The sequence below is a fragment of the Aggregatibacter sp. genome, assembly GCF_057314075.1.
This window is the reverse complement of record NZ_DBHLAR010000002.1, coordinates 39,548-63,205: the sequence shown is the minus strand read 5'-3', so window position 1 is coordinate 63,205 and position 23,658 is coordinate 39,548. Positions and strand designations below refer to the sequence as shown.

At 43.1% G+C, this 23,658-nt stretch carries 24 protein-coding genes; 14 read left to right on the top strand and 10 right to left on the bottom strand.

Going from position 1 to position 23,658, the window contains the following annotated elements; genetic code table 11:
- Complete coding sequence (locus ACO5E4_RS00665; RefSeq protein WP_485861721.1) at nt 1–354, bottom strand: YcfL family putative periplasmic lipoprotein; 354 nt, start codon at nt 352–354, stop codon at nt 1–3.
- The gene (gene hinT / locus ACO5E4_RS00660; protein ID WP_485861720.1) at nt 354–704 is read right to left on the bottom strand and encodes a purine nucleoside phosphoramidase; all 351 of its coding nucleotides are present in this window, start codon (nt 702–704) and stop codon (nt 354–356) included. Before hinT ends, ACO5E4_RS00665 begins: the two co-directional genes overlap by 1 nt.
- Nucleotides 705–1,000: 296 nt before the next feature.
- Here hinT and focA point away from each other — a divergent pair, with 296 nt between their 5' ends.
- From focA to ACO5E4_RS00640, 4 genes are all read left to right on the top strand, one after another.
- Nucleotides 1,001–1,852 carry a formate transporter FocA gene (focA, locus tag ACO5E4_RS00655; protein WP_485861719.1) on the top strand — a complete coding sequence of 284 codons (852 nt, stop codon included), beginning with the start codon at nt 1,001–1,003 and terminating at the stop codon, nt 1,850–1,852.
- A gap of 86 nt (nt 1,853–1,938) precedes the next feature.
- Nucleotides 1,939–4,251, top strand: a complete 2,313-nt coding sequence (gene pflB / locus ACO5E4_RS00650) for a formate C-acetyltransferase (RefSeq protein ID WP_485861718.1) — start codon at nt 1,939–1,941, stop codon at nt 4,249–4,251.
- Nucleotides 4,252–4,413: 162 nt separating this feature from the next.
- A complete protein-coding gene (gene pflA, locus ACO5E4_RS00645; protein ID WP_485861717.1) occupies nt 4,414–5,154 on the top strand; it encodes a pyruvate formate lyase 1-activating protein in 741 nt (246 codons plus the stop codon).
- Nucleotides 5,155–5,296: 142 nt separating this feature from the next.
- Nucleotides 5,297–6,160: a DMT family transporter gene (locus ACO5E4_RS00640; RefSeq protein WP_454906098.1), complete on the top strand. Its 864-nt coding sequence runs from the start codon at nt 5,297–5,299 to the stop codon at nt 6,158–6,160.
- Nucleotides 6,161–6,240: 80 nt separating this feature from the next.
- On the opposite strand, the gene ACO5E4_RS00635 is transcribed toward ACO5E4_RS00640, so the two are convergent.
- Entirely contained in the window at nt 6,241–7,653 is a 1,413-nt protein-coding gene (locus ACO5E4_RS00635) for a multicopper oxidase domain-containing protein (RefSeq protein WP_485861716.1), read from the bottom strand.
- Complete coding sequence (locus tag ACO5E4_RS00630; protein ID WP_111295310.1) at nt 7,654–8,406, bottom strand: 1-acylglycerol-3-phosphate O-acyltransferase; 753 nt, start codon at nt 8,404–8,406, stop codon at nt 7,654–7,656.
- A gap of 108 nt (nt 8,407–8,514) precedes the next feature.
- Here ACO5E4_RS00630 and lpxH point away from each other — a divergent pair, with 108 nt between their 5' ends.
- Both lpxH and ACO5E4_RS00620 read left to right on the top strand, forming a co-directional pair.
- On the top strand, nt 8,515–9,246 hold the full coding sequence (lpxH, locus tag ACO5E4_RS00625) for a UDP-2,3-diacylglucosamine diphosphatase (protein ID WP_485861715.1): 732 nt from the start codon (nt 8,515–8,517) through the stop codon (nt 9,244–9,246).
- Complete coding sequence (locus ACO5E4_RS00620) at nt 9,239–9,745, top strand: DUF2301 domain-containing membrane protein (protein ID WP_485861714.1); 507 nt, start codon at nt 9,239–9,241, stop codon at nt 9,743–9,745. The genes lpxH and ACO5E4_RS00620 overlap by 8 nt, the downstream gene beginning before the upstream one ends.
- A 58-nt stretch (nt 9,746–9,803) precedes the next feature.
- Here the strand turns inward: ACO5E4_RS00620 and efp are convergent, their stop codons facing one another.
- Nucleotides 9,804–10,370, bottom strand: a complete 567-nt coding sequence (gene efp, locus ACO5E4_RS00615) for an elongation factor P (RefSeq protein ID WP_005544066.1) — start codon at nt 10,368–10,370, stop codon at nt 9,804–9,806.
- A 31-nt stretch (nt 10,371–10,401) separates the two neighbouring features.
- On the opposite strand from efp, the gene epmB reads away from it, so the two are divergent.
- From epmB to ACO5E4_RS00595, 4 genes are all read left to right on the top strand, one after another.
- Nucleotides 10,402–11,421: an EF-P beta-lysylation protein EpmB gene (epmB, locus tag ACO5E4_RS00610; RefSeq protein ID WP_485861713.1), complete on the top strand. Its 1,020-nt coding sequence runs from the start codon at nt 10,402–10,404 to the stop codon at nt 11,419–11,421.
- Between the two features lie 168 nt (nt 11,422–11,589).
- The gene (gene oapA, locus ACO5E4_RS00605) at nt 11,590–12,807 is read left to right on the top strand and encodes an opacity-associated protein OapA (protein ID WP_485861712.1); all 1,218 of its coding nucleotides are present in this window, start codon (nt 11,590–11,592) and stop codon (nt 12,805–12,807) included.
- A 61-nt stretch (nt 12,808–12,868) separates the two neighbouring features.
- Nucleotides 12,869–13,246: an MliC family protein gene (locus ACO5E4_RS00600; protein WP_485861711.1), complete on the top strand. Its 378-nt coding sequence runs from the start codon at nt 12,869–12,871 to the stop codon at nt 13,244–13,246.
- A 107-nt stretch (nt 13,247–13,353) separates the two neighbouring features.
- The gene (locus tag ACO5E4_RS00595) at nt 13,354–13,935 is read left to right on the top strand and encodes a uracil-DNA glycosylase family protein (protein ID WP_485861710.1); all 582 of its coding nucleotides are present in this window, start codon (nt 13,354–13,356) and stop codon (nt 13,933–13,935) included.
- Between the two features lie 75 nt (nt 13,936–14,010).
- Here ACO5E4_RS00595 and cysK read toward each other — a convergent pair whose 3' ends face one another.
- Together cysK and cysZ are read right to left on the bottom strand one after the other, a co-directional pair.
- Entirely contained in the window at nt 14,011–14,958 is a 948-nt protein-coding gene (cysK, locus tag ACO5E4_RS00590; protein WP_485861709.1) for a cysteine synthase A, read from the bottom strand.
- A gap of 98 nt (nt 14,959–15,056) precedes the next feature.
- Complete coding sequence (cysZ, locus tag ACO5E4_RS00585) at nt 15,057–15,881, bottom strand: sulfate transporter CysZ (protein ID WP_485861708.1); 825 nt, start codon at nt 15,879–15,881, stop codon at nt 15,057–15,059.
- A 139-nt stretch (nt 15,882–16,020) separates the two neighbouring features.
- Here cysZ and zipA point away from each other — a divergent pair, with 139 nt between their 5' ends.
- A complete protein-coding gene (gene zipA, locus ACO5E4_RS00580; protein ID WP_485861707.1) occupies nt 16,021–17,049 on the top strand; it encodes a cell division protein ZipA in 1,029 nt (342 codons plus the stop codon).
- 104 nt (nt 17,050–17,153) lie between these two features.
- On the top strand, nt 17,154–19,169 hold the full coding sequence (gene ligA, locus ACO5E4_RS00575; protein WP_485861706.1) for an NAD-dependent DNA ligase LigA: 2,016 nt from the start codon (nt 17,154–17,156) through the stop codon (nt 19,167–19,169).
- A gap of 184 nt (nt 19,170–19,353) precedes the next feature.
- Here ligA and ACO5E4_RS00570 read toward each other — a convergent pair whose 3' ends face one another.
- From ACO5E4_RS00570 to tsaD, 3 genes are all read right to left on the bottom strand, one after another.
- Entirely contained in the window at nt 19,354–19,932 is a 579-nt protein-coding gene (locus ACO5E4_RS00570; protein ID WP_485861705.1) for a thymidine kinase, read from the bottom strand.
- A complete protein-coding gene (locus ACO5E4_RS00565) occupies nt 19,932–20,165 on the bottom strand; it encodes a hypothetical protein (RefSeq protein WP_111305210.1) in 234 nt (77 codons plus the stop codon). The genes ACO5E4_RS00570 and ACO5E4_RS00565 overlap by 1 nt, the downstream gene beginning before the upstream one ends.
- A 71-nt stretch (nt 20,166–20,236) precedes the next feature.
- Nucleotides 20,237–21,265, bottom strand: a complete 1,029-nt coding sequence (gene tsaD / locus ACO5E4_RS00560; protein ID WP_485861704.1) for a tRNA (adenosine(37)-N6)-threonylcarbamoyltransferase complex transferase subunit TsaD — start codon at nt 21,263–21,265, stop codon at nt 20,237–20,239.
- A gap of 224 nt (nt 21,266–21,489) precedes the next feature.
- On the opposite strand from tsaD, the gene rpsU reads away from it, so the two are divergent.
- Together rpsU and dnaG are read left to right on the top strand one after the other, a co-directional pair.
- On the top strand, nt 21,490–21,705 hold the full coding sequence (gene rpsU, locus ACO5E4_RS00555; protein ID WP_005701713.1) for a 30S ribosomal protein S21: 216 nt from the start codon (nt 21,490–21,492) through the stop codon (nt 21,703–21,705).
- A gap of 121 nt (nt 21,706–21,826) precedes the next feature.
- Nucleotides 21,827–23,587 (top strand): DNA primase, encoded by a 1,761-nt coding sequence (gene dnaG, locus ACO5E4_RS00550; RefSeq protein ID WP_485861703.1) that lies wholly within the window; start codon nt 21,827–21,829, stop codon nt 23,585–23,587.
- The last annotated feature ends 71 nt before the right edge of the window (nt 23,588–23,658 follow it).

The window sequence follows — 23,658 nt, the reverse complement described above, 5'->3', positions numbered from 1 at the left end:
TTAGTTTAAGCGAAGATATAAGCGGTAATTGGCACTATCCGCCGTTGGTCGAGCCAATGTGAGCGCTTGTTTTTGCAGTGGTTGCAACGCCAACCTATGCCAAACGACAGGCTCTTCAGCCGTCACTGTCACGCCATGTTTGTCATACCAAAACAGGCGGTAAGCCAAGTTGATCGGCTGTTCGGTTTTATTTTTGACCCACGCACTGTCGCTATCAACGCCCGCTTCCAGCCTTTCTGCGGCAGGGGCTTCAATGTTTAAAATCGGGCTTTGCGTATTTAATAAGGTCGGCACCTTTGCGCTACATCCGGCTAAAAGTGCGGTCACAAAAAAGAGAGAAATAGACTTTTTCATTATTTATCCAGCATTTTACCTAAAGGTTCACCACCGACGAGATGCATATGTAAATGGAACACTTCTTGTCCGCCATGTTTGTTGCAGTTGACAATTAAACGATAACCGTCTTGCGCAATGCCTTCCTGTGCCGCCAGTTTCGCCGCCACCGTAAACAGACGGCCTAAAGTCACTTCATCTTGTTCAGTTACATCGTTGACGGTTGGAATAAGCTTGTTCGGTATAATCAAAATATGAATTTTCGCTTGCGGTGCAATATCGCGAAAGGCGGTAACAAGGTCATCTTGATAGACGATGTTGGCGGGAATTTCTTTGCGAATAATTTTGCTGAAAATGGTTTCTGCGGCCATGGTTTTCTCCTTAAAAAATATTGCGTTTTATGACCGCACTTTTTAACAGAAAACAACCCAAATAGCAATTTGGCTGTCGTCAAGAAAGGCTTTTGACTACACCGTTCTAATTATTGACAAAGAACAAGATTCTCGCATTAAAAGGGAGAAATATTTTTACTTTGCAGGGGAAAGAAAATATAATTAACAAAAATGATAAAAATTCAATTTTTTTTAAGTTTTTTAGGCCTTTCCTTGTAATACCACGCTGTCGTGGACGTATTTACAAGCCAAATAAATTAACAGGGAATTCTGTAATGAATACCGAAACGTCCAAAACAACTTGTATGGTCTCTCCGGCAGAAATAAGCCAAATTGGCGAGGATGCCGGCGTCTATAAGGCATCTAAAAAACAAATTCTCTCTTTTTTCTCTGCCATTCCGGCAGGTGCTTTTATTGCGTTAGCGTTCGTTTTTTATACCACAACACAAACAGGCAATCTCGGAACTTCGTGGGGCTTAACTAAGCTGGTTGGCGGCGTGGTATTTTCTCTTGGTGTGATTATGGTCGTGGTCTGCGGCTCTGAATTATTCACCTCATCAACCATGACAACTATTGCCCGAGCCAGCGGGCGAATTAGTCGTTTTCAGATGCTACGAAATTGGATTGTGGTTTATTTCGGCAATTTCGTTGGCGCGCTTTTTATCGTTTCTCTCATTTGGTTTGCCGGTCAAACAATGGCAGAAAATGGACAGTGGGGATTCACCATTTTAACGACCGCTCAACATAAGATTCACCATACTTGGTTTGAGGCTTTTTGTTTGGGCATTTTGTGTAACGTGATGGTGTGTCTTGCCATTTGGATGAGCTACGCAGGAAAAACCTTGACAGATAAAGCATTCATTATGATTTTACCCATTGCGTTGTTTGTTGCGTCAGGATTCGAACACAGTGTAGCGAACATGTTTATGATCCCAATGGGGATCCTCACGGCACACTTTAGCGCACCGGAATTTTGGCAAGCCATTAATATAGATTCTCAGCAGTTCGCAGATTTAAATCTTTATCATTTTATCGTGAAAAATTTGATTCCGGTGACATTAGGAAACATTGTCGGCGGTGGTTTTTGTGTTGGATTGGCCTTGTGGTCAATCAACCGACCGCATTAATCGGTGCATAAAAGGAAGGGAACTTGCGTTGTTTATTTCCTTCCTAGACAGGTTTATTTTTATCAATAATCTAAAAGAGGAATGTTATGACTCAATTAACAGAAGCTCAACAAAAGGCTTGGGAAGGTTTTGTCGGTGGTGATTGGCAACATGAAGTCAACGTGCGTGACTTTATCCAAAAAAACTATACCCCGTATGAAGGTGATGAATCTTTCTTAGCCGATGCAACCCCTGCAACCACGGCGTTGTGGGATAAAGTCATGGAAGGCATCAAAATCGAAAATAAAACGCATGAGCCGTTAGATTTTGATACGGATAACCCGTCAACCATCACCTCTCACAAACCGGGTTACATCAACAAAGAATTAGAAAAAATCGTAGGTCTTCAAACTGATGCACCATTAAAACGCGCCATTATGCCATTCGGTGGTATCAAAATGGTTAAAGGTTCTTGTGAAGTTTACGGTCGTCAATTAGATCCTGAAGTCGAACATATTTTCACTGAATATCGTAAAACCCATAACCAAGGCGTATTTGATGTATATACACCGGATATTCTTCGTTGCCGTAAATCCGGTGTGTTAACCGGTTTGCCGGATGCTTATGGTCGTGGTCGAATTATCGGTGATTATCGTCGTTTAGCCGTTTATGGTATCGACTACTTAATGGCAGATAAGAAAAAACAATTCGACTCACTTCAACCTAAACTAGAACGTGGTGAAGACATTCAAGCCACCATTCAATTACGTGAAGAGATTGCCGAACAACATCGTGCCTTAGGCAAAATTAAAGAAATGGCTGCCTCTTATGGCTATGACGTTTCCAACCCGGCAACTAATGCACACGAAGCCGTTCAATGGACTTACTTCGCTTATTTAGCCGCCGTGAAATCACAAAACGGTGCGGCAATGTCTTTCGGTCGTATTTCTTCCTTCTTAGATATTTATATCGAACGTGATTTGAAAAACGGCAAAATTACCGAACAAGAAGCACAAGAATTAATCGACCACTTAGTGATGAAACTTCGTATGGTGCGTTTCTTACGTACTCCTGAATACGATCAATTGTTCTCCGGTGACCCAATGTGGGCAACCGAAACCCTTGGTGGTATGGGCTTAGACGGTCGTACCTTAGTGACCAAAAATAGCTTCCGTATTTTACATACCCTTTACACTATGGGCCCATCTCCGGAACCAAACTTAACTATCCTTTGGTCCGAAAAATTACCTGAAGCCTTCAAACGTTTCTGTGCCAAAGTGTCTATTGATACTTCTTCCGTACAGTATGAAAACGATGACTTAATGCGCCCGGATTTCAACAGCGATGACTATGCTATTGCGTGTTGCGTCTCCCCGATGGTGGTGGGTAAACAAATGCAATTCTTCGGTGCCCGTGCAAACTTGGCGAAAACCTTGTTATACGCAATCAACGGTGGTGTTGATGAGAAAAACGGTATGCAAGTCGGCCCGAAAACTGAACCTATCAAAGATGAAGTGCTTGATTTTGACACCGTCATGACCCGCATGGACAGCTTCATGGATTGGTTGGCAACACAATATGTGACCGCATTGAACATCATCCACTTCATGCATGATAAATATGCTTATGAAGCCGCATTGATGGCATTCCATGATCGTGATGTTTATCGCACCATGGCTTGCGGTATCGCCGGACTTTCCGTTGCAGCCGACTCTTTAGCCGCAATCAAATATGCGAAAGTCAAACCAATTCGTGGCGATATCAAAGATAAAGAGGGCAAGGTTGTGGCATCTAATGTTGCTATCGACTTTGAAATCGAAGGTGAATATCCGCAATTTGGTAACAACGATCCGCGTGTAGATGACATTGCTTGTGATCTCGTTGAACGTTTCATGAAGAAAATTCAAACGCACAAAACATATCGCAATGCAACGCCAACACAATCTGTACTGACTATCACGTCTAACGTGGTCTATGGTAAGAAAACCGGTAACACCCCGGATGGTCGTCGCGCCGGTGCACCATTCGGACCGGGCGCAAACCCAATGCACGGTCGTGACCAAAAAGGTGCGGTAGCGTCTTTAACGTCTGTCGCCAAACTCCCATTTGCTTATGCGAAAGACGGTATTTCTTATACCTTCTCTATCGTGCCAAATGCGTTAGGTAAAGAGTACGAAGCGCAAAAACGTAACTTGGCAGGTTTGATGGATGGTTACTTCCATCACGAGGCAACAGTTGAAGGCGGTCAGCACTTGAACGTCAATGTGTTGAACCGTGAGATGTTATTAGATGCCATGGAAAATCCGGAAAAATATCCGCAATTAACCATTCGCGTTTCCGGTTATGCCGTACGTTTTAACTCATTAACCAAAGAACAACAACAAGACGTTATCACCCGTACATTTACACAATCCATGTAATTTCGTGATAAAACTGTGTTAATATTTCAGCCGCTTGCCGCAAGGTAAGCGGTCTGATTTTTTTAGGAACATTTCATTTTATAAACATGACAAGGCCATCAAAAAACGCTGGCAAAAACTACCGCACTTTTAACGAACACATGACACATTATTGAGGAACATATGTCAGTTGTAGGAAGAATCCACTCTTATGAATCCTGTGGCACCGTTGACGGCCCGGGCATTCGTTTTATTCTTTTTTTGCAAGGTTGCTTAATGCGCTGTAAGTATTGTCATAACCGCGATACTTGGGATTTGCATGGTGGCAAAGAAGTTACGGTGGAAGAACTAATGAAAGAAGTGGTCAGCTATCGTCATTTTATGAATGCGTCAGGCGGTGGGGTGACAGCTTCCGGTGGTGAAGCCATTTTACAGGCAGAATTTGTTCGTGATTGGTTCCAAGCCTGTAAAAAAGAAGGCATAAGCACCTGCTTAGACACTAACGGTTTTGTGCGTCATTACGATCATGTGATTGATGAACTCATTGATGTGACGGATCTGGTTTTGCTTGATTTGAAAGAACTCAACGATCAAGTGCATCAAAATCTTATTGGCGTACCGAACAAACGCACACTTGAATTTGCCAAATATTTGCAAAAACGTAACCAACCGGTTTGGATTCGCTACGTAGTCGTGCCGGGCTATACAGATTCTGACCATGACGTACATTTACTCGGTCAATTTATCGAAGGCATGACAAACATTGAAAAAGTAGAACTTCTTCCTTATCACCGCCTTGGCGCACATAAATGGGCGGCAATGGGCGAAAAATATGAATTGGAAGACGTAAAACCCCCGACAAAAGAATCGCTTGAACACATAAAAGCCATTCTTGAAGGCTACGGCCATGTCGTCACCTACTGAGTTGGATCGGGTCAATCCGATCTTCAAAAAAACATTCCTTTTTATGACCGCACTTTTAACCATAAATAAAACGCCTTGCACATTTACGCTACGCTAAAAGCGCACTACAATAATCCCTAATCTACTTCCTCAAGGATTTCTTATGCGCTACATTCTCATTGCGCTGTTTTTATGGAGCAGCTCTTTTGTTGCTGGCAAATACACCTATTCCATGTTAGATCCGGTGTTAATGGTACAAATGCGTCTGATCATCGCCAGCTTTATTGTTTTCCCTATGTTTGTACGAGTTTGGAAGCGCGTTCCCAAAACAGTTCGCCCACAAGTGTGGTGGCTTGGGTTTCTCAATTATCCGGCTATTTTCCTTTTACAATTCATCGGATTAAGCCATACATCCGCGTCCAGCGCCTCTACAATGCTCGGTTTAGAACCTTTCCTCGTGGTACTTATCGGACACTTTTTCTTCGGTGATAAAGCCAAAACACATCATTGGATCTTTGGACTCGTTGCATTTTTAGGTGTTGTATTATTAATTTATGGGGGAGAAGAAACCGGCAATATCAGCCTTTTCGGTTGCAGTTTAGTGTTACTCGCCGGCATCGTATTTGCAGCTTGTCTGCGCTGGACACAAAGAATTATTGTGCAACTGACCGCGCAAGTTTACACTACCAGCAGCATCGTACTCGGCACCATTACCTGTCTTCCATTCACCCTATGGCTCACTCAAAGCTGGGACATTCATTGGAACTGGCTGGGGCTCGCCGGCCTGTTGTATATCGGAATCGGTTGTAGCTGGCTCGCTTATTATCTATGGAATAAAGGCATTAATAGTGTTGACTCTAATCTCGCCGGTATTTTAGTTTCCTTAGAGCCGGTATTTGCCATTATGCTGGCCGTATTATTACTGGGCGAGAACATCAGCCCGCTTTCTTGGTTAGGCATTTTAGCCGTCGTCAGCACCACTCTAATTTCCAGTATTTATCCGCGCTTGCTACGCAATGCAAGTTAATCTGAAAACAACCCAAAAAAGAACCGCACTTTATTTTTAAATATAAAGTGCGGTTCTTTTTTACGTCTTTTTTATGTTGTTTACTGCACCAATATTAATCCCATACAGCCTTTATCCGCCAACATTAAATCAGAAGCACCAAAAGTAAAAGGATAGTTATTAGAGGAAGTGTTATCGAATTTCACTAAAATAGTCACTGTGCCATTAATCAACACGCTGTCTTTCCAGCCGATTTCGCTTTCTTCCAACGCTTTACCGTTAACGGATTCCACAATAAATTTTGCGCCTCGTAACGCAAATCCTACCGCTGCGGAAGCGGTTAACGTCCAACGTTCAACACTGCCTAGTTTTGCTGACACATCTAAACGACGCGGGTCGAAACGGTTCCGGTTAATGGTGGCATTGGTGACATCCACATGAAATGCTCGTTCCTGTTGCACTTTAGCAGACAACAGACTTGGCGCATCGGTAACAAATTGCCATGTTTGTTCTTTTTGTGCGAATGCACCGGCTAAGCCGTCCGGACGTAGTTCCAAAACTGTATTGTCAACTAATTCCCCTTCTGAACCGAAGAAATAACGAATGTTATCAATAAAATCACGTTTTTTCCCCACGATGAGAGAAACGTTGTCGCCGTCATTCAAATCAACTAAAAGCTCAACACGCTCACTCGGTGCGATTTTAATCACATTTAAGGTTTTGCCTTGTGGTAAAAAACCAAGATCTTGTGCAATCAATGTAAACGTTCGCTCATCCTCAAAACGAAGCTCATAAGTACGGGAAAGAGACGCATTTAAAATGCGTAAACGCACCAAACCACGAGGTACATTGAAATAAGGAGCTTCCTGTCCATTGACTAACAATCTTTCACCAAGAAAAGCCCCTTGATTCTGCTGAAAAAGTTGTGCGCCATCACTATTGAGTTGCATATCTTGCAAGATTAATGGAATGTCATCCACGCCATATTTCTGCGGCAATCCCAATTTGGCACTCTCTTTGTCCTCAATCAGCCACAAGCCAACCAAGCCACGATAAGTTTGATACGCTGAATTGGCAAGGGTGCAAGCATGATACCAGCAGGTTGCAGGGGCTTGATTGATCGGAATAATCGGTGCCCAAGTTTCACCTTTTTGTAAATTTTTACCCACACCGCCAATAAGCTCGCCCGATGCCTGTAAGCCTTGGATATTCATCGCAACAAATTGCGGTAAATTATTTTTCCAATTCAGTTTTGCAAAGTCATCTTTCTTAATTTTAATGGTTGGCCCTAAATAACTGCCGTTAAAGCCCCACACTTCGGTACGTTTTCCAGGCAATAGCGGTGCTTGGGTATTTTGCATATTCAGAAAAATCGGCTTGCCTCGTCGAACTTCAAAGAGTGGCGGAATTTTCAAAGCTGGGCGTGTTGCCGCCAATAGTGGAGACGGCACAGCAAAAAGTGCGGTAGAAAATAACGTTGTTTTGAGTAGCTGACGACGGGAGCAATGTTTCATTTAGGCCTGCTTATTCTCGTTTTTCTGTTCAACTTCTTTTTGTGCCACTTCACGGTCCAATTCAGCAATTCGATTTTGCATTACATCATGGCAATATTCCGCTAATTCACGCACATTTTCACGGCTGTAGCCGGATACATCAATAGGTTCCAGCATTTCACAAATCACCGTACCATTATCCCAACGGTTTAAATCGATTTTATTATGGGTTGTCGAGCAAACGACCGGCACAATGGGTACGCCGGCGGCAATGGCCGCGTGGAATGCTCCTGTTTTGAACGGCAATAACCCGCGTCCGCGACTGCGTGTTCCTTCCGGGAACATCCAAATAGACAAATTATCTTCGTTAATGCGACGCGCTAATTCCGACATGGTGTTATGCGCTTTAGAACGGTTATCACGATCGAGAAAAATATTGCCCGTTGCCCAATATAAAATCCCGAAAAACGGCACCCAAATCAGACTCTTCTTGCCGACGCTCACTGTACGAGGCATGACCATATAAGAAATGGTCACCATATCGTAGTTATTTTGATGGTTGCCGATATAAATACAGCGCCCAACTTTATCGGCATTCGCAGGGAAACGATGTTCCACCTTCAAACCAAAGAGTGGATGTAACCGTCCAAACCAACGGGCAAAAATGCCCACATTACTCGGATTACGGAAACGAATGAAAGAATAAAGCGTACCGAGGATACAAATAAGAATGCAACAAATAACAATGATGAAAATTCTGGCGATTTTTAGCATGATAAAGCCCCTTAAAAATTTGCGTAAGTATAACGAAATTAGCTCGTTAAGTGTATTCATAACGATGAAATGTGCTAATCTAATCAAAAATTTTTTAATTGAATTTCTATGCAAAAAACCTATTTTATTGCGGATTTACATCTCTCCGAAAATCGACCGCACTTATTAGCCCTGTTTCGTCAATTTATGCAAGAACAAGCGCCAGAAGCAGAAAAACTCTATATTTTGGGCGATTTATTTGATTTTTGGATTGGCGATGATGAACAATCCGAACTCATCAGCGAAGTGCAACAGCTCATCAGACATCTGACAGAACAAGGCGTGCCATGCTATTTCCAGCACGGTAACCGGGATTTTTTGATTGGCAAAAAATTTGCTAATGCGTGCGGGCTGACGTTACTGCCAACTTATCACGTCATTGATTTATACGGCACGCCCACCCTTTTATGTCACGGCGACACCCTTTGCGTGGACGACGTGAAATATCAACAATATCGCAAAAAAGTTCATCAAAAATGGCGCCAGTGGTTGTTCTTACATTTACCGTTAAAAGTGCGGTTAAAAATCGCAGAGAAAATTCGCGCTAAAAGCCGCCAAGATAAACAATTAAAATCGACGGAAATCATGGATGTGAATGCCAATTTTGTGCAGCAAATGTTTGCGCAATTTCATGTGACGCAAATGATTCACGGACATACGCATCGCCAAAAACACCATGAAATTCCACCGCACTTTCATCGTATCGTGCTGGGTGATTGGGGAGAAACCGCTTCCCTTTTAGAAGTCACGCCCCATTCAATCGAATTTATTAATGATACATTAAGGAGAAAAAATGGCTGATCCACATATTAAATCGCCTATGGATCGTTGGGATTACACAACAGTAATCATTTATCGTTTAGGCTTTGTGCTTGCTGTTCCAATGTTGTTTATGCTGCCTTGGTATCCCGCAACAGCACACTTTGGTTTGCTTATCGCAGCGACCTTATGTGCCGCTTGCGTCCATTTATATATGAAAAACTTCCGTTATATTTTTCAATTTGCCATGTGGGTGGGCTTGTTATGCCAAGTGTTAGGTTTTCCACAACTGGCGCTCGGTGCGGCATTTTTGGTTCTCGGCGGATTAAGTTATAAAGAATATTTTTGTTTCCGTGTCTTTGCCTTAAATCTACAACCGATATTTTTTGCGGTGTTATGGTTTGCCTTATTATTCAATATTACTTGGTTAAGCAGCCTATTGTGCTTTGTCACCGGGCTTTTAATTTTGTTATTAAGCATTCAAAAATGGCGCATGCCGTTGCATTTTGATATTGGCGATAAAAGCAAATATCAGGTTTGATAAATTTCGGATAAAAAAATAGCCTACATCATGTAGGCTATTTTTATGCAAGAAAAAATTATTTCACACGAGAAACGTATTCGCCGGAACGGGTATCAACACGAATCACTTCACCGATTTGTACGAATAATGGCACTTTCACCACGGCGCCAGTGCTTAAGGTTGCCGGTTTGCCGCCGGTACCTGCAGTGTCGCCTTTAAGACCTGGGTCGGTGTCAACAATTTCTAATTCAACAAAATTTGGTGGTGTTACCGTAATTGGTGCACCATTCCATAATGTCACGATACAATCGGCTTGATCTAACAACCATTTTTCTGCATCGCCTACGGCTTTCGCATCGGCAGAATATTGTTCAAATGTTTCCGGGTGCATGAAATACCAGAACGCATCGTCTTTATAAGAATAAGTTAAGTTTAAATCCATTACATCAGCAGCTTCAACGGAAGTCCCGGATTTGAAGTTTACGTCCAATACTTTGCCGGAAATTAATTTACGAATACGGGTGCGGGTGAACGCTTGACCTTTGCCGGGTTTAACGAACTCATTTTCAACGATCACGCAAGGCTCGCCGTCTTGCATAAATTTTAGACCTGGTTTGAAATCACTGGTAGTATATGTAGCCATATTATCCTCAAAAAAAGATTGTTTTTTAAAAGTGGCTATTCTACATCAAAACATCCCGATTAGAGAAGAACAAAGTTGGTTAACCCATCTGACAAACGGGATTTCCGATCCGAAAGTTTTATTACAACACCTCGAACTCCCTCTCGAATCCTTCAAACACGACATAGAAGCACGCAAATTATTTGCCATGCGCGTGCCGCTACCTTTTGTAGAAAAGATGGAAAAGGGCAATCCAAAGGATCCTTTGTTTTTACAAGTCATGTCTTCTGCGGATGAGTTTTTACAAACCGAAGGATTTAGCAAAGATCCGTTGGAAGAACAAGAAGATAAAAACGTCGTCCCCAACATTTTGCACAAATACCATAATCGCTTGTTATTTATGGTAAAAGGCGGTTGCGCAGTAAATTGTCGCTATTGTTTCCGCCGTCATTTTCCTTATGAAGACAACAAAGGCACCAAGCAAAATTGGCAAAAAGCGTTGCAATATATTGCGGAACGCCCTGAAATTGAGGAAGTGATTTTTTCTGGTGGCGATCCATTGATGGCAAAAGATCATGAGCTCGAGTGGCTGATAAAACACTTAGAAAACATACCGCACTTAAAGCGTCTGCGTATTCATTCCCGTTTACCGGTCGTCATTCCGCAACGGATAACTGATGAATTTTGTCGCCTTTTAGCGCAAACCCGGTTGCAAAAAATTTTGGTCACTCACGTCAATCATGCCAATGAAATTGATGAGGATTTTGCCCATGCCATGGCGAAATTAAAGGATTGCGGCGTCGTTTTATTAAACCAATCGGTTTTACTCAAAAATGTGAATGATGACGCGCTAATTCTAAAAACATTGAGTGACTGCTTATTTTCAGTGGGCATTTTGCCTTATTATTTGCATTTGTTAGATAAGGTCGAAGGGGCAACGCATTTTTATCTTAATGACGCCCAAGCCCTGAAAATTTATAAAGAGCTACAACGCATTAGCTCCGGCTATTTAGTGCCGAAACTTGCCCGTGAAATCGGCGGAGAACCAAATAAAACCTTATATTCGTCTTGAGAAGACGGTATCAAAAAAGCAAAAGATGTTTTAAAATAGGCGCGATTTTTACTTATCAATTTATGTCGTAATAGATTCGATTTCTCGTTTCGTTCATCACCCAAAAAAACGCAGAGAAAAACAACCGCACTTTACGGCAGATCATCATTCGTTAATCAGAGGTATATTGTGGATTCTGAAAAAAGAACCCCGGAAAATGAAAATAATCCGGCACAAAATGAATTGGATTTAGGCTTTAATCAAATGGAACCAATCACCCCGAAAAAACCGGCAAAACCGGAACCATCCTTCTTTGAAAAAGCCAAAGGCATGTTCGCTAAAAAAGAACAAAAAAATACAGAAAATCAATTCGCTACTCGTAAAGAGCCGGTATTTGGTGATTCAGCCCCAGCAGATGTAACTGTAACAAGTGCAACGTCACCTGAAGAAACCATTATTGCAGAAGAAGCATCCCTCGAAACCACGAATGTGGTTGTCGAACCCGTGCTTGATACCGCAACAAATGAAACAAAACCGCAAGCAGAAAGCGCAGAAAAACCGGCTGTCAGCCTTAAGAACCCTGAAACTTGGCCAATGTTAGCCATGTTACCGCAAAAACATCGTCGTCTTTTTGTCACCATTTTGGCCCTGGTGCTACTGCTTATGTTCATTTTATGGATGAAGCCGAGTTCAGATACAGTGCAATCTTATGAACAACAAAGCAACAATGACGTACCGATTCAATTCCAACAATTAGATCAATCACAAGTGAACGAGCCAACCGTGTTGGATAACCCGACGAGCGCCGGTACACAGCCAAATACCGCTGAAAATATTGTCCCTGCGCAAAGCAATGAGCCGCTGTCAAATACCCCGGCTGAAGAACCTCAAGCAATGAATTCGGTTTCCGAAAACAAACCGGCGGAACAACCAAAAGCCGTGGAACCGGCTAAACCACAAGAAATGGTTAAGCCGCAAAGTACCCAACAGGAACCAGTGAAAAAATCGGAACCTGTAAAAACAAAAACAGCCGAAAAAGTGCAAAAAGCTGAAACTAAAAATCAACCGGCAAAAGCTCAAAGTGCAAAAACCGAAAAACAAGTTGTTGAAATTTTAGAAGCAAAACCGGCAACGACTAAAACCGCTAATACGAGTGCAGGAAGCAAAACCTTAGTCGTTCCGCAAGGCGTCTCTTTAATGCAGGTATTTCGTAATAACAACCTGCCAATTGCTGATGTGAATGCCATGACGAAAGCCAATGGTGCCGGCAACGCGCTAAGTAGCTTCAAACCGGGCGATAAAGTTCAGGTGACAGTAAACGCACAAGGTCGTGTTAACGAACTTCGCCTCTCCAATGGCGGACGTTTTATTCGCCAAGCTGACGGTAGCTACCAATTTAAAAAATAATCCGTAAAATTCAATAAGCGTAGTCAAAACTACGCTTATTCCATTTAGAAGGGTACACATTATGTTAAGAGCGAGCTTTATATTACTGACGTTACTGGGTATTGCTGCTTGCACCGCCAAGCCGATCGAACCTAAAGTCTCCGAAAAACCGCTACAACCGGTTTTACAAAAAGCCACTCAAAAAGGGGAAATGAAGGAATACCTTTGTAAGGACGACAAAATCGTTCGTATTGTGTTTCACACTACCAAGCACAAAAAAAACAAAACGAGCTCCATCAGTTTAACGTTTAACAATGTGACCCATAAACTAAGCCCGACAATTGCAGAAAATGGGCGAAATTATGCCAATATTCATTGGGTATGGTTAGAACGCAAAGATGTTTCCACTTTAAAAACCAGTGTTGGGGAAGTTCTCGCAGAACAATGTGTGCCACGTTAATAGCGTGAAAACACCGCAAAAAACCACCGCACTTTTTGTTCAATAAGCCGGATAACCCGGCTTATTGAGTTTTCATCCCACACAAAAACTTTATTAAAAACGCCATTATGTCAACGCTGCCCCAAATCAAAAACGCCATTATGCGCGATCCGCAAAATCAATCCTTCACTGAACGTGGCATAGAACCACTCTTTGCCGCACCAACAACAGCACGCATTAACATTGTCGGACAAGCACCGGGCACCAAAGCAGAACAAACGCGTTTGTATTGGAATGACCAAAGCGGTGATCGCCTACGTGAATGGTTGGGTGTCGATCGTGAAGTGTTTTATCACTCCGGCTTGTTTGCAGTGATTCCAATGGACTTTTACTATCCGGGAAAAGGCAAATCAGGCGATCTGCCGCCGCGTAAAGGTTTTGCAGAAAAATGGCATCCACAGATTCTGGCGGATTTACCTCATATTGAACTAACCATCTTGATCGGACAATACGCACAAAAATATTATCTGCCGCAGAACAAACTGAATGTGACGGAAACCGTAAAAAATTACCGAATATTTCTACCGCACTTTTTGCCGCTCGTGCATCCTTCCCCACGTAATCAGTTGTGGTTGGCTAAAAATCCCTGGTTTGTACAAGAAGTCATCCCGGCATTGCAACAACGGGTTAAACAAATCCTCGCCCGCTAAGTGATGTAAATAAGGCATACAAAAAAGCCTGTCAAATGACAGGCTTTTTACCAAACATTATTTTGCTTTCCTTTATTACACTTCAATGCCGTCAAAAAGTGCGGTACTTAAATAACGCTCTGCCGCAGACGGTAAAATCACCACAATCAGTTTATCTTTAAATTCAGGCTGTTTCGCCAAGCGTTCAGCCGCAGCGACAGCCGCACCGGAAGAAATACCGGCAAGAATGCCTTCTTCCGCCATCAAACGACGGGCAGTCACGATCGCCGTTTCACTATCAATCGTTTCCACTCGATCAATTAAGGAAAGATCGAGGTTTTTCGGAATAAAGCCTGCACCGATTCCTTGAATCTTGTGTGGGCCCGGTTTAACTTCTTCACCGGCAAGAGTTTGAGTAATCACCGGTGATTCAGCCGGTTCTACGGCAACGGAGGTAATTTGTTTACCATGATCTAATTTAATGGCACGGGAAATCCCAGTGATGGTACCACCAGTACCCACGCCGGCAACCAATACATCAATTTTGCCTTCAGTGTCTTTCCAAATTTCTGGACCGGTGGTTTTACGGTGAATTTCCGGGTTTGCCGGATTTTCAAACTGTTTTAACATCACATAACGACTCGGATCAGATGCCACAATTTCTTCTGCTTTGGCAATCGCGCCTTTCATGCCTTTAGCACCTTCGGTAAGCACTAAATTCACGCCCAAACCGCGCAATAAACGCTTACGCTCATTGCTCATGGTTTCCGGCATGGTAAGTGTAATTTTATAACCGCGTGCCGCCGCCACATAGGCCAAAGCAATGCCGGTATTCCCGCTGGTCGCATCCACGATTTCTTTATCTTTTGTCAAAGAACCATCTTTTTCTGCCTGCCAAACCATGTTAGCCCCGATACGGCATTTCACGCTGAAGCTTGGGTTGCGCCCCTCAATTTTCACCACGATATTGCCGTTGCCAAAATGTTTTAAACGCACCAACGGTGTATTACCAATAGAATAAGAATTATCGTTATAAATAGTCATACTGTTCTCCAAAGCATAGGGATAATGTTATGGCGCTAGTTTTAACACGAGAGCTCGCAATAAAAAAATAGCTATTTTTTATAAATAATAACTAAAAGCTATTTACTTACGATTTGTCCGCCAACGGAATGAGCATGATGCAAGCTCACCTCCGTGCCGGTTTTGTCTTGCGAAGCACGCTTAAACAAACAGCGATATTCATTCACCCACATTGCCGTTGCACCACACACCGCGACAGGAATAATCACTAAATTCACGACCGGTACAAACGTGCATAATGAAACCAAACCACCGAAAGTAACAGTTACATTACGCTTAATGGCTAATTCATTTTTCATTACGTCAAAAGGAATTTTGTGATTATCAAAAGGATAGTCACAATATTGAATTGCAAACATCCAAGCCGTAAATACAAAAGTGGCAATCGGAATCACGGTCTGCCCGAGTAACGGCACAAACCCTAATAAAAACAAGGCGATAATTTTAGGCAAACTATAAACCAACTTTTGCCATTCACGCCCTAACATACGAGGCACATCTTTCAGAAAATCCCATAAAGACATTTCCTGCAAATCTTCCCCTGTCAGCATTTTTTCGACTTTTTCTGCCAATAAGCCATTAAACGGCGCTGCGATAAAACCCGACAAGGTCGTAAAAATAAAGTAAAACAGGATTAAAATCATCAAAATGGAAGCCAGCAATAAAATGCCGCTCAGCCATGCAAGCCAATCAGGAATATAGGACATAATGCCGTCAATATAATCACCAATTTGACTCACAAACATCCAAAATAAGCCGCCTAACAACATTACATTTAATAAAATCGGCAGGATCACAAAACGGCGTAACCCCTTTTGTAAAATTAAGTGCCAACCCATCACAAAATATTCAAAGCCGGCTTTTATTTCTTGTTCTTTCAACATCACATTCTCCCTCAAGGAAAAGAGGCTCAGAATACAAAGTGCGACAAAAAAAATCAAACGTTGTCTCTCATCAATTTTGTAAAAATATGATAAGCTTACGCCCACTTATACATGAGTTTTACATGATGGGAGAGTCGGCATGGATTTAAATACTATTTTGATTATCTTGGGGGTTATCGCCCTATTGGCATTGATTGCGCACGGCATTTGGTCAAACCGTCGCGAGAAATCACAATATTTCAAAAACGCCAATACTTTTTCACAAAATCATCAACCCAATCGTTTTCATGCACCGCAACCGGCACAGCCGATAACAGAAACACCGATTGCCGACAAACCGGTGCATTCTTTTGTCGAAGAAACACCTCCACAACAACAAGCATTGGATTTTGAAGCTACTACCACACCGAGCATAAGCGAGTCACACTCCATTGAGCGTGCTGTGGATGAAATTAAAATTACCTTACCGAATGGCACCTCCAACACAACATTGAATAACGTTGAATCAACTGCGTCCTATTCCTTTCGTGAACAACCGACTCAACCTGTTCAACCCGTGATGACACAAGCTAATACGTCATTTCAATCTTATGATGAACAGCCTTCTTACGCTGAACCAAACACGGCTTCTCTGGCTGAAAGCAACTCACATCAACCAGAAAACGAATATGTGACGCCAACCGTTTCATTAAACCAGACAAATGAACAACACACGGTGACTACTCCATCAACAACCTCTGCGGGGGAAACGGTCTCAGAAAATCAACGTACGCCTGACTTTATTATGTTATATGTGGTCGCGCCCGAAAATCGTGAATTTAACGGTGGACGCTTAGCACAAGCTCTCGACAGCTTAGGCTTTATTTTTGGCGATCAGCATATTTATCACCGCCATTTAGATTTAACCGCTGCCAGCCCGGTGCTGTTCAGCGTAGCAAATTTACAACAGCCCGGCACCTTTAATCCTTACGACATGGACAATCTAGTCACCGTCGGTATTGCCATTTTCATGCAATTACCCTCACCGGGCAACAACCTCGTCAATCTGAAAACTATGATTCGCGCCGCCCGTAGTTTGGCAGATGAACTTGGCGGTTTCGTCCTCACGGATAAACAAGAAATCTTTAACGATCACGCTGAACAGGAATATTTGGCCAAAGTAGCTTAATTCATCACGCGGCTTAAAAACGTTTTAAAAAAACGACCGCACTTTTGGCTCGCTGAGCACCTAAAAAGTGCGGTCGTTTTTTCGATTATTTTTATGGAATAACAATGACAACTTCAATCCAACAACAAATTGACGATCTCAGAAAAACCCTGCGTTATCACGAATATCAATATCATGTGTTAGACGATCCGCAGATTCCCGACAGCGAATATGATCGCTTATTTCATCAGCTCAAAGCCTTAGAACAACAACATCCCAAATTGATCACCGCCGATTCGCCGACCCAGCGCGTGGGGGCTCGTCCGTTATCAGAATTTGCGCAAATTAAACATGAACTTCCGATGCTCTCGTTGGATAACGCCTTTTCGGATGAGGAATTTTTGGCGTTCGTGAAACGTATTCAAGATCGTTTAGGACTTGTGCCAGAACCATTGACATTTTGTTGCGAACCTAAATTGGACGGATTAGCGGTCAGTATTTTGTATGTGAATGGTGTGCTGACCCAAGCGGCAACCCGTGGCGATGGCACAACGGGCGAAGACATTACGCAAAACATTCGTACCATTCGCAACATTCCGTTGCAACTACTAACAGATAATCCGCCTAAACGCTTGGAAGTGCGCGGTGAGGTGTTTATGCCGCACGAGGGGTTCGAGCGCTTAAATGAACGCGCCTTGGAACAGGGAGAAAAAACATTTGCTAACCCGCGTAATGCGGCAGCAGGTTCCTTACGCCAATTGGATCCGAAAATCACTAGCCAACGTCCATTAATGCTTAATGCGTACAGCATTGGCATTGCCGAAGGCGTAGATTTGCCAACAACACACTATGAACGCCTACAATGGCTGAAGTCCATCGGTGTGCCGGTAAATAGCGAGATTCGTTTATGTGATGGTGTTGAAAACGTTTTAAATTTCTACCGCACTATGATGGAAAAACGTAGTGCCTTGGGTTATGACATTGACGGCACAGTATTAAAAGTCAATGACATTGAATTGCAACAAAGACTGGGCTTTATTTCCAAAGCACCGCGTTGGGCAATTGCTTACAAGTTCCCTGCCCAAGAAGAACTGACAGTATTAAATGACGTGGAATTCCAAGTCGGTCGCACCGGTGCCATCACGCCTGTGGCTAAACTACAACCGGTGTTCGTTGCGGGTGTAACGGTAAGTAACGCAACCTTACATAACGGCGATGAGATCGAGCGCCTCAACATTGCTATCGGCGACACGGTGATTATTCGTCGCGCCGGCGATGTGATCCCACAAATTATTGGCGTCGTACACGATCGACGCCCGGCCAACGCGCGCCAAATTGTTTTTCCAACGCACTGTCCTGTATGCGATTCCTTAATTGTTCGCATTGAAGGCGAAGCGGTGGCACGTTGCACCGGCGGGTTATTCTGCGCGGCACAACGCAAAGAAGCGCTAAAACATTTCGTCTCACGCAAAGCCATGGACATTGACGGTGTAGGGGCCAAACTGATTGAGCAGCTGGTGGATCGCGAATTGGTTCATACCCCGGCAGATTTGTTCAAGTTGGATTTAACCACACTCACCCGCTTAGAACGCATGGGGCCAAAATCGGCTGAAAATGCGTTAGCTAGCTTAGAAAAAGCCAAACACACGACCCTCACCCGTTTTATCTTTGCGTTGGGTATTCGTGATGTGGGTGAAGCTACGGCATTAAATCTGGCAAACCATTTCAAAACCTTAGAAGCGTTACAAAATGCCGATTTAGAACAGCTACAACAAGTGCCGGATGTGGGCGAAGTGGTCGCGAATCGCATTTTTGTGTTCTGGCGCGAAGAACATAATGTTGCGGTGGTGAATGATCTCATCGCGCAAGGCGTACATTGGGAAACTGTTGAAGTGCAGGACGTGAAAGAAAATCCGTTCAAAGACAAAACCGTGGTACTCACCGGCACACTTTCCCAAATGGGACGCAATGATGCCAAAGCGCTGTTACAACAACTTGGTGCTAAAGTCAGCGGCAGTGTTTCAGCCAAAACCGACTATGTTATCGCCGGTGAAGCGGCAGGTTCCAAACTCAGCAAAGCAGCAGAATTAGGCGTGCAGGTGTTGAGTGAGGAAGAGTTTTTGGCGTGGGTTAATGGATAAAGTGTAAAGACAGAAATCCATTTATCCCAAAGCAAAAAATAAGGACAAGCATAAAGCCTGTCCTTATAAAAACACTTGAAAACTGATTCATAATCGAATCAAGTTCTATTATTCGCCCCGAGGCGCCGTTGGCAAGCTAACGTTTAAAATTCGTTGGATTTTATGACCGCACTTTTCAGTCACTCTATTCCGCAATGCGTTCTTTATAATGCAATCGGCAGACCGATAAATAACTGTCGTTGCCACCAATTTGAATTTGATCTCCTTGTTTAACAACTCCGCCTTGTTCATTTAGTCGCAATACGAAATTGGCTTTACGTCCACAATAGCAAATGGTTTTAAGCTCTTCCAGTTGATCCGCCCATGCCAGTAAATAACGACTCCCTTCAAAAAGTTCGGCTTGGAAGTCGGTGCGCAAGCCATAACATAAAACAGGAATTTTCAGTTTATCCACCACATCGCTCAATTGATACACTTGTGCTTTGTTTAAAAACTGTGCTTCATCCACCAAAATACAATGCAACGGCTCTTTCGTTACGTGTTGTTGAATTTCTGCAAATAAATCCGTGTCACGTGCAAAGGTGTTCGCCTGTTCACTGATACCAATACGGGAAGTCACGCGTCCGGTGCCAAAACGATCATCAATGGCAGCCGTATAAACCAGCGTATTCATGTTGCGTTCGCGGTAGTTATAGGAAGATTGCAGCAATGTCGTGGATTTTCCTGCATTCATAGTGGAATAATAAAAATACAACTTAGCCATTATTTGAGCACCCATTTCCAAAAGTAATAGCAGATAAAACCGGTGAAGGGCGGTAACGAGGCAAGAATAAAGACACCAATAGTGGTTCGCCCGCCAGCCATTTGGCCAATCTCTGTTAAGAAATCGATAAGCTCATTTGTCGGTGTGGTAAACACAAAGAAACCGATAATCGCTAACATAACAAAACAGCCGATGCCGGCGGCTCGCATTGCTCTAAATTTAATGTTGTCCATAATGTTTCCTTAACTGAAGTGCGGTCAAAAAAACGTTTAAATTTTTGACCGCACTTTGATTTGATATCAGATTAAACGGCAGTTAATTCGGTCATCGCCCAACGGGGGCGCACTTCGATGGCAAGATCTTGCTGCTGTCCTTGTTTTAAACGTAGAAAACCGGCATAGGCAATCATGGCGCCGTTATCGGTGCAAAATTGTGGTTGTGGGTAAAACACTTCACCACCTAATTGTTGCATCAGCTCCGCCAAGGTTTGGCGCAACTGTTTATTGGCGCTCACGCCACCGGCAATCACTAAACGCTTCAGGCCCGTTTGTTTTAACGCACGCTTGCATTTGATTGCCAACGTGTCCACCACCGCCTCTTGGAACGCATAAGCAATATCCGCTTTGCTTTGCTCGGTTAATTCCCCTTCTTCTTGCATGACTTGATGAAGCGTATTGGCGGCAAAGGTTTTTAAACCGGAAAAACTAAAATCCAAACCGGGACGATCGGTCATTGGGCGAGGGAACGCAAAACGATTCGGCGTACCATTTAATGCTAAACGGGCTAATGCCGCTCCGCCGGGATAATCCAAACCGAGTAATTTTGCCGTTTTGTCAAACGCCTCCCCTGCAGCATCATCGATAGATTCACCTAATAATTCGTAGCGCCCAACACCATCCACACGCACTAATTGGGTATGCCCGCCGGACACTAACAACGCTACAAAAGGAAAGTGCGGTGGATTTTCTTCCAGCATCGGCGCCAGTAAATGCCCTTCCATGTGATGTACGCCAATGGCGGGGACATTCCACGCATAGGCTAAAGAACGCGCCACGGTAGAACCTACCAACAACGCACCAACCAAGCCGGGGCCACTGGTATAAGCGACGCCGTCAATATCTTTGGCGGTGAGATGGGCTTCTTGAAGTGCGGCTTGTAATAAGGGGGCGAGTTTTCGGATATGATCGCGCGAGGCCAGTTCCGGCACAACGCCACCGTAATCGGCGTGTAGTGCAATTTGCGTATGAAGTTGATTAGCAATCAAGCCTTTTTCTTCGTCATAAATGGCAACGCCCGTTTCATCACAAGACGTTTCAATGCCTAAAATTCGCATTTGTGTTCTCTTTATATGGGATCTAATTGAGATAAATTTTACCTTTTTTACAAGGGTTTAACCAGTTTATCAACACGGATTTTAGGAAAAGGCGAATCTTCCCTTTACTTTTCCTGTTAAGTTGGATTAAAATTGCGACCTTTATTGAATCTGCCACGACTTGTGGCAACAAATAAAATTTAAATTGCAATTAAATTAATTAAACTCATTGAGGTGATTGGCTTATGCCTGTAATTAAAGTTCGTGAAAATGAATCCTTTGACGTAGCATTACGTCGTTTCAAACGCTCTTGCGAAAAAGCTGGTATCTTAGCAGAAGTTCGTGCTCGTGAATTCTACGAAAAACCAACGACAATTCGTAAACGTGAAAATGCAACTCGCGCAAAACGTCACGCAAAACGCGTTGCTCGTGAAAACGCACGCAATACACGTTTATACTAATTAGCAGTATTTTTAACTCGAGTTATAAAAACCGTGAATCTTCCGAGGCTCACGGTTTTATTTTCTCTTAATCTCATCAGTTAGGCTCATATTTCGTTCACAATAAGAGGCAGAATACTCGATGAAAGGTTCCATTCCCCGCACATTTATAGACGATATTTTAACCAAAATTAACATCGTCGATTTAATTAATTCCCGCGTAAAACTGAAAAAAGCCGGCCGTGATTATCAAGCCTGCTGCCCGTTTCACCATGAAAAAACGCCTTCTTTTACCGTCAGCGATAAAAAGCAGTTTTATCATTGTTTCGGTTGTGGTGCGCATGGCAATGCCATTTCCTTTTTGATGGAATATGACAAGCTGGAATTTGTAGAGGCGGTGGAAGAACTGGCAGGTTTTCTCGGCTTGGAAATTCCCTACGAAAAACGACCGCACTTTAACGATAACGGCAAGCAAGTCGGCTATCAAACCAAGCGCAATCTGTACGAACTTATGCAGGAGATTGCTAAATTTTATCAGCAACAATTGCCGTTAAATATTCCTGCACAAAGTTATCTGCAACTGCGTGGTTTATCAGCGGAAATCATTGAACGTTTCCAAATCGGTTATGTGCCGAATGCCATGGATACCGTTTATCGTCAATTTGGTAAAACGCGTGAAGAGCAACAAAAACTGTTTGATTTAGGCATGCTGTCGCGTAATGATCGTGGCAATGTGTATGACAAATTCCGTAATCGGATTATGTTCCCGATTCGTGATCGTCGTGGGCGCACCGTAGCTTTCGGTGGACGCGTGTTAACAGATGAAAAACCAAAATACTTAAACTCACCGGAAACCGTCACCTATCACAAAGGCAGTGAACTCTACGGTTTATTTGAAGCGCTACAAGCGGCTGATTCACCACAAAGATTACTGGTTGTTGAAGGTTATATGGATGTGGTGGCATTAGCCCAATTCGGTGTCAATTATGCCGTGGCATCTCTCGGCACTTCCACCACCTCGGAACAAATTCAATTACTTTTTCGTTCCACTGAACAAGTCATTTGCTGTTATGACGGCGATCGCGCCGGACGTGATGCAGCATGGCGTGCACTAGAAAATGCGCTGCCTTATATGGAAGATGGTCGCCAACTGAAATTTATCTTTTTACCTGAGGGCGAAGACCCTGATACCTTCATTCGTCAATATGGTAAGCAAGGATTCGAGGAATACATTGAGAATGCGCAATCTTTAAGTGAATTTTTATTTGCTCACTTAACCCCAAAAGTGGATTTTTCCTCAAAAGAAGGCAAAGCGAAACTTGCCGCACTGGCAATTCCGCTGATTAAACAAATTCCGGGCGATGTATTACGTTTGGATTTACGCAATTCGCTTGCCAAAAAGCTAGGTATTTTAGATCCCGCTCAACTTGAAAGTTTGATGCCTCATCAGGCAAAACAGGAAAATGAACCTGTAGCACAAGGGATTCAATTTAAGCCTACACCAATGCGTATTTTAATCGCCTTATTGTTACAAAACCCAGATCTGGTGAAATTCGTACCGGATTTGGAGCCGCTCAAAAACTTGGACGAGCCGGGCTATGATTTACTCGTAGAATTGACCGCACTTTGCCGAGAAAAAGTGGGCATCAGTGCGGGGCAGTTATTGGAGCACTGGCGTGATACAAAACAACAAAAAACACTTGAAAAACTGCTGGCGTGGAACCACTTGATTGAAGACGATAAGATCGAGGACACGTTCCGCGAAACATTACGTTATTTTTACCTGCAACTGGTTGATAAACGCATCCATTGGCTCATCGCTAAAGATCGTGCAGAAGGATTGGATCTCAACGAGAAAAAAGAACTTTCACATTTGTTAGTAAAAAAACAAGAAAAGAAATAGTTAAACCTGAGTAAGAATGTTAGAATTCCTAGCATTTTATCTTCTCCAAATAAGTAAGCAAGGCGGATATC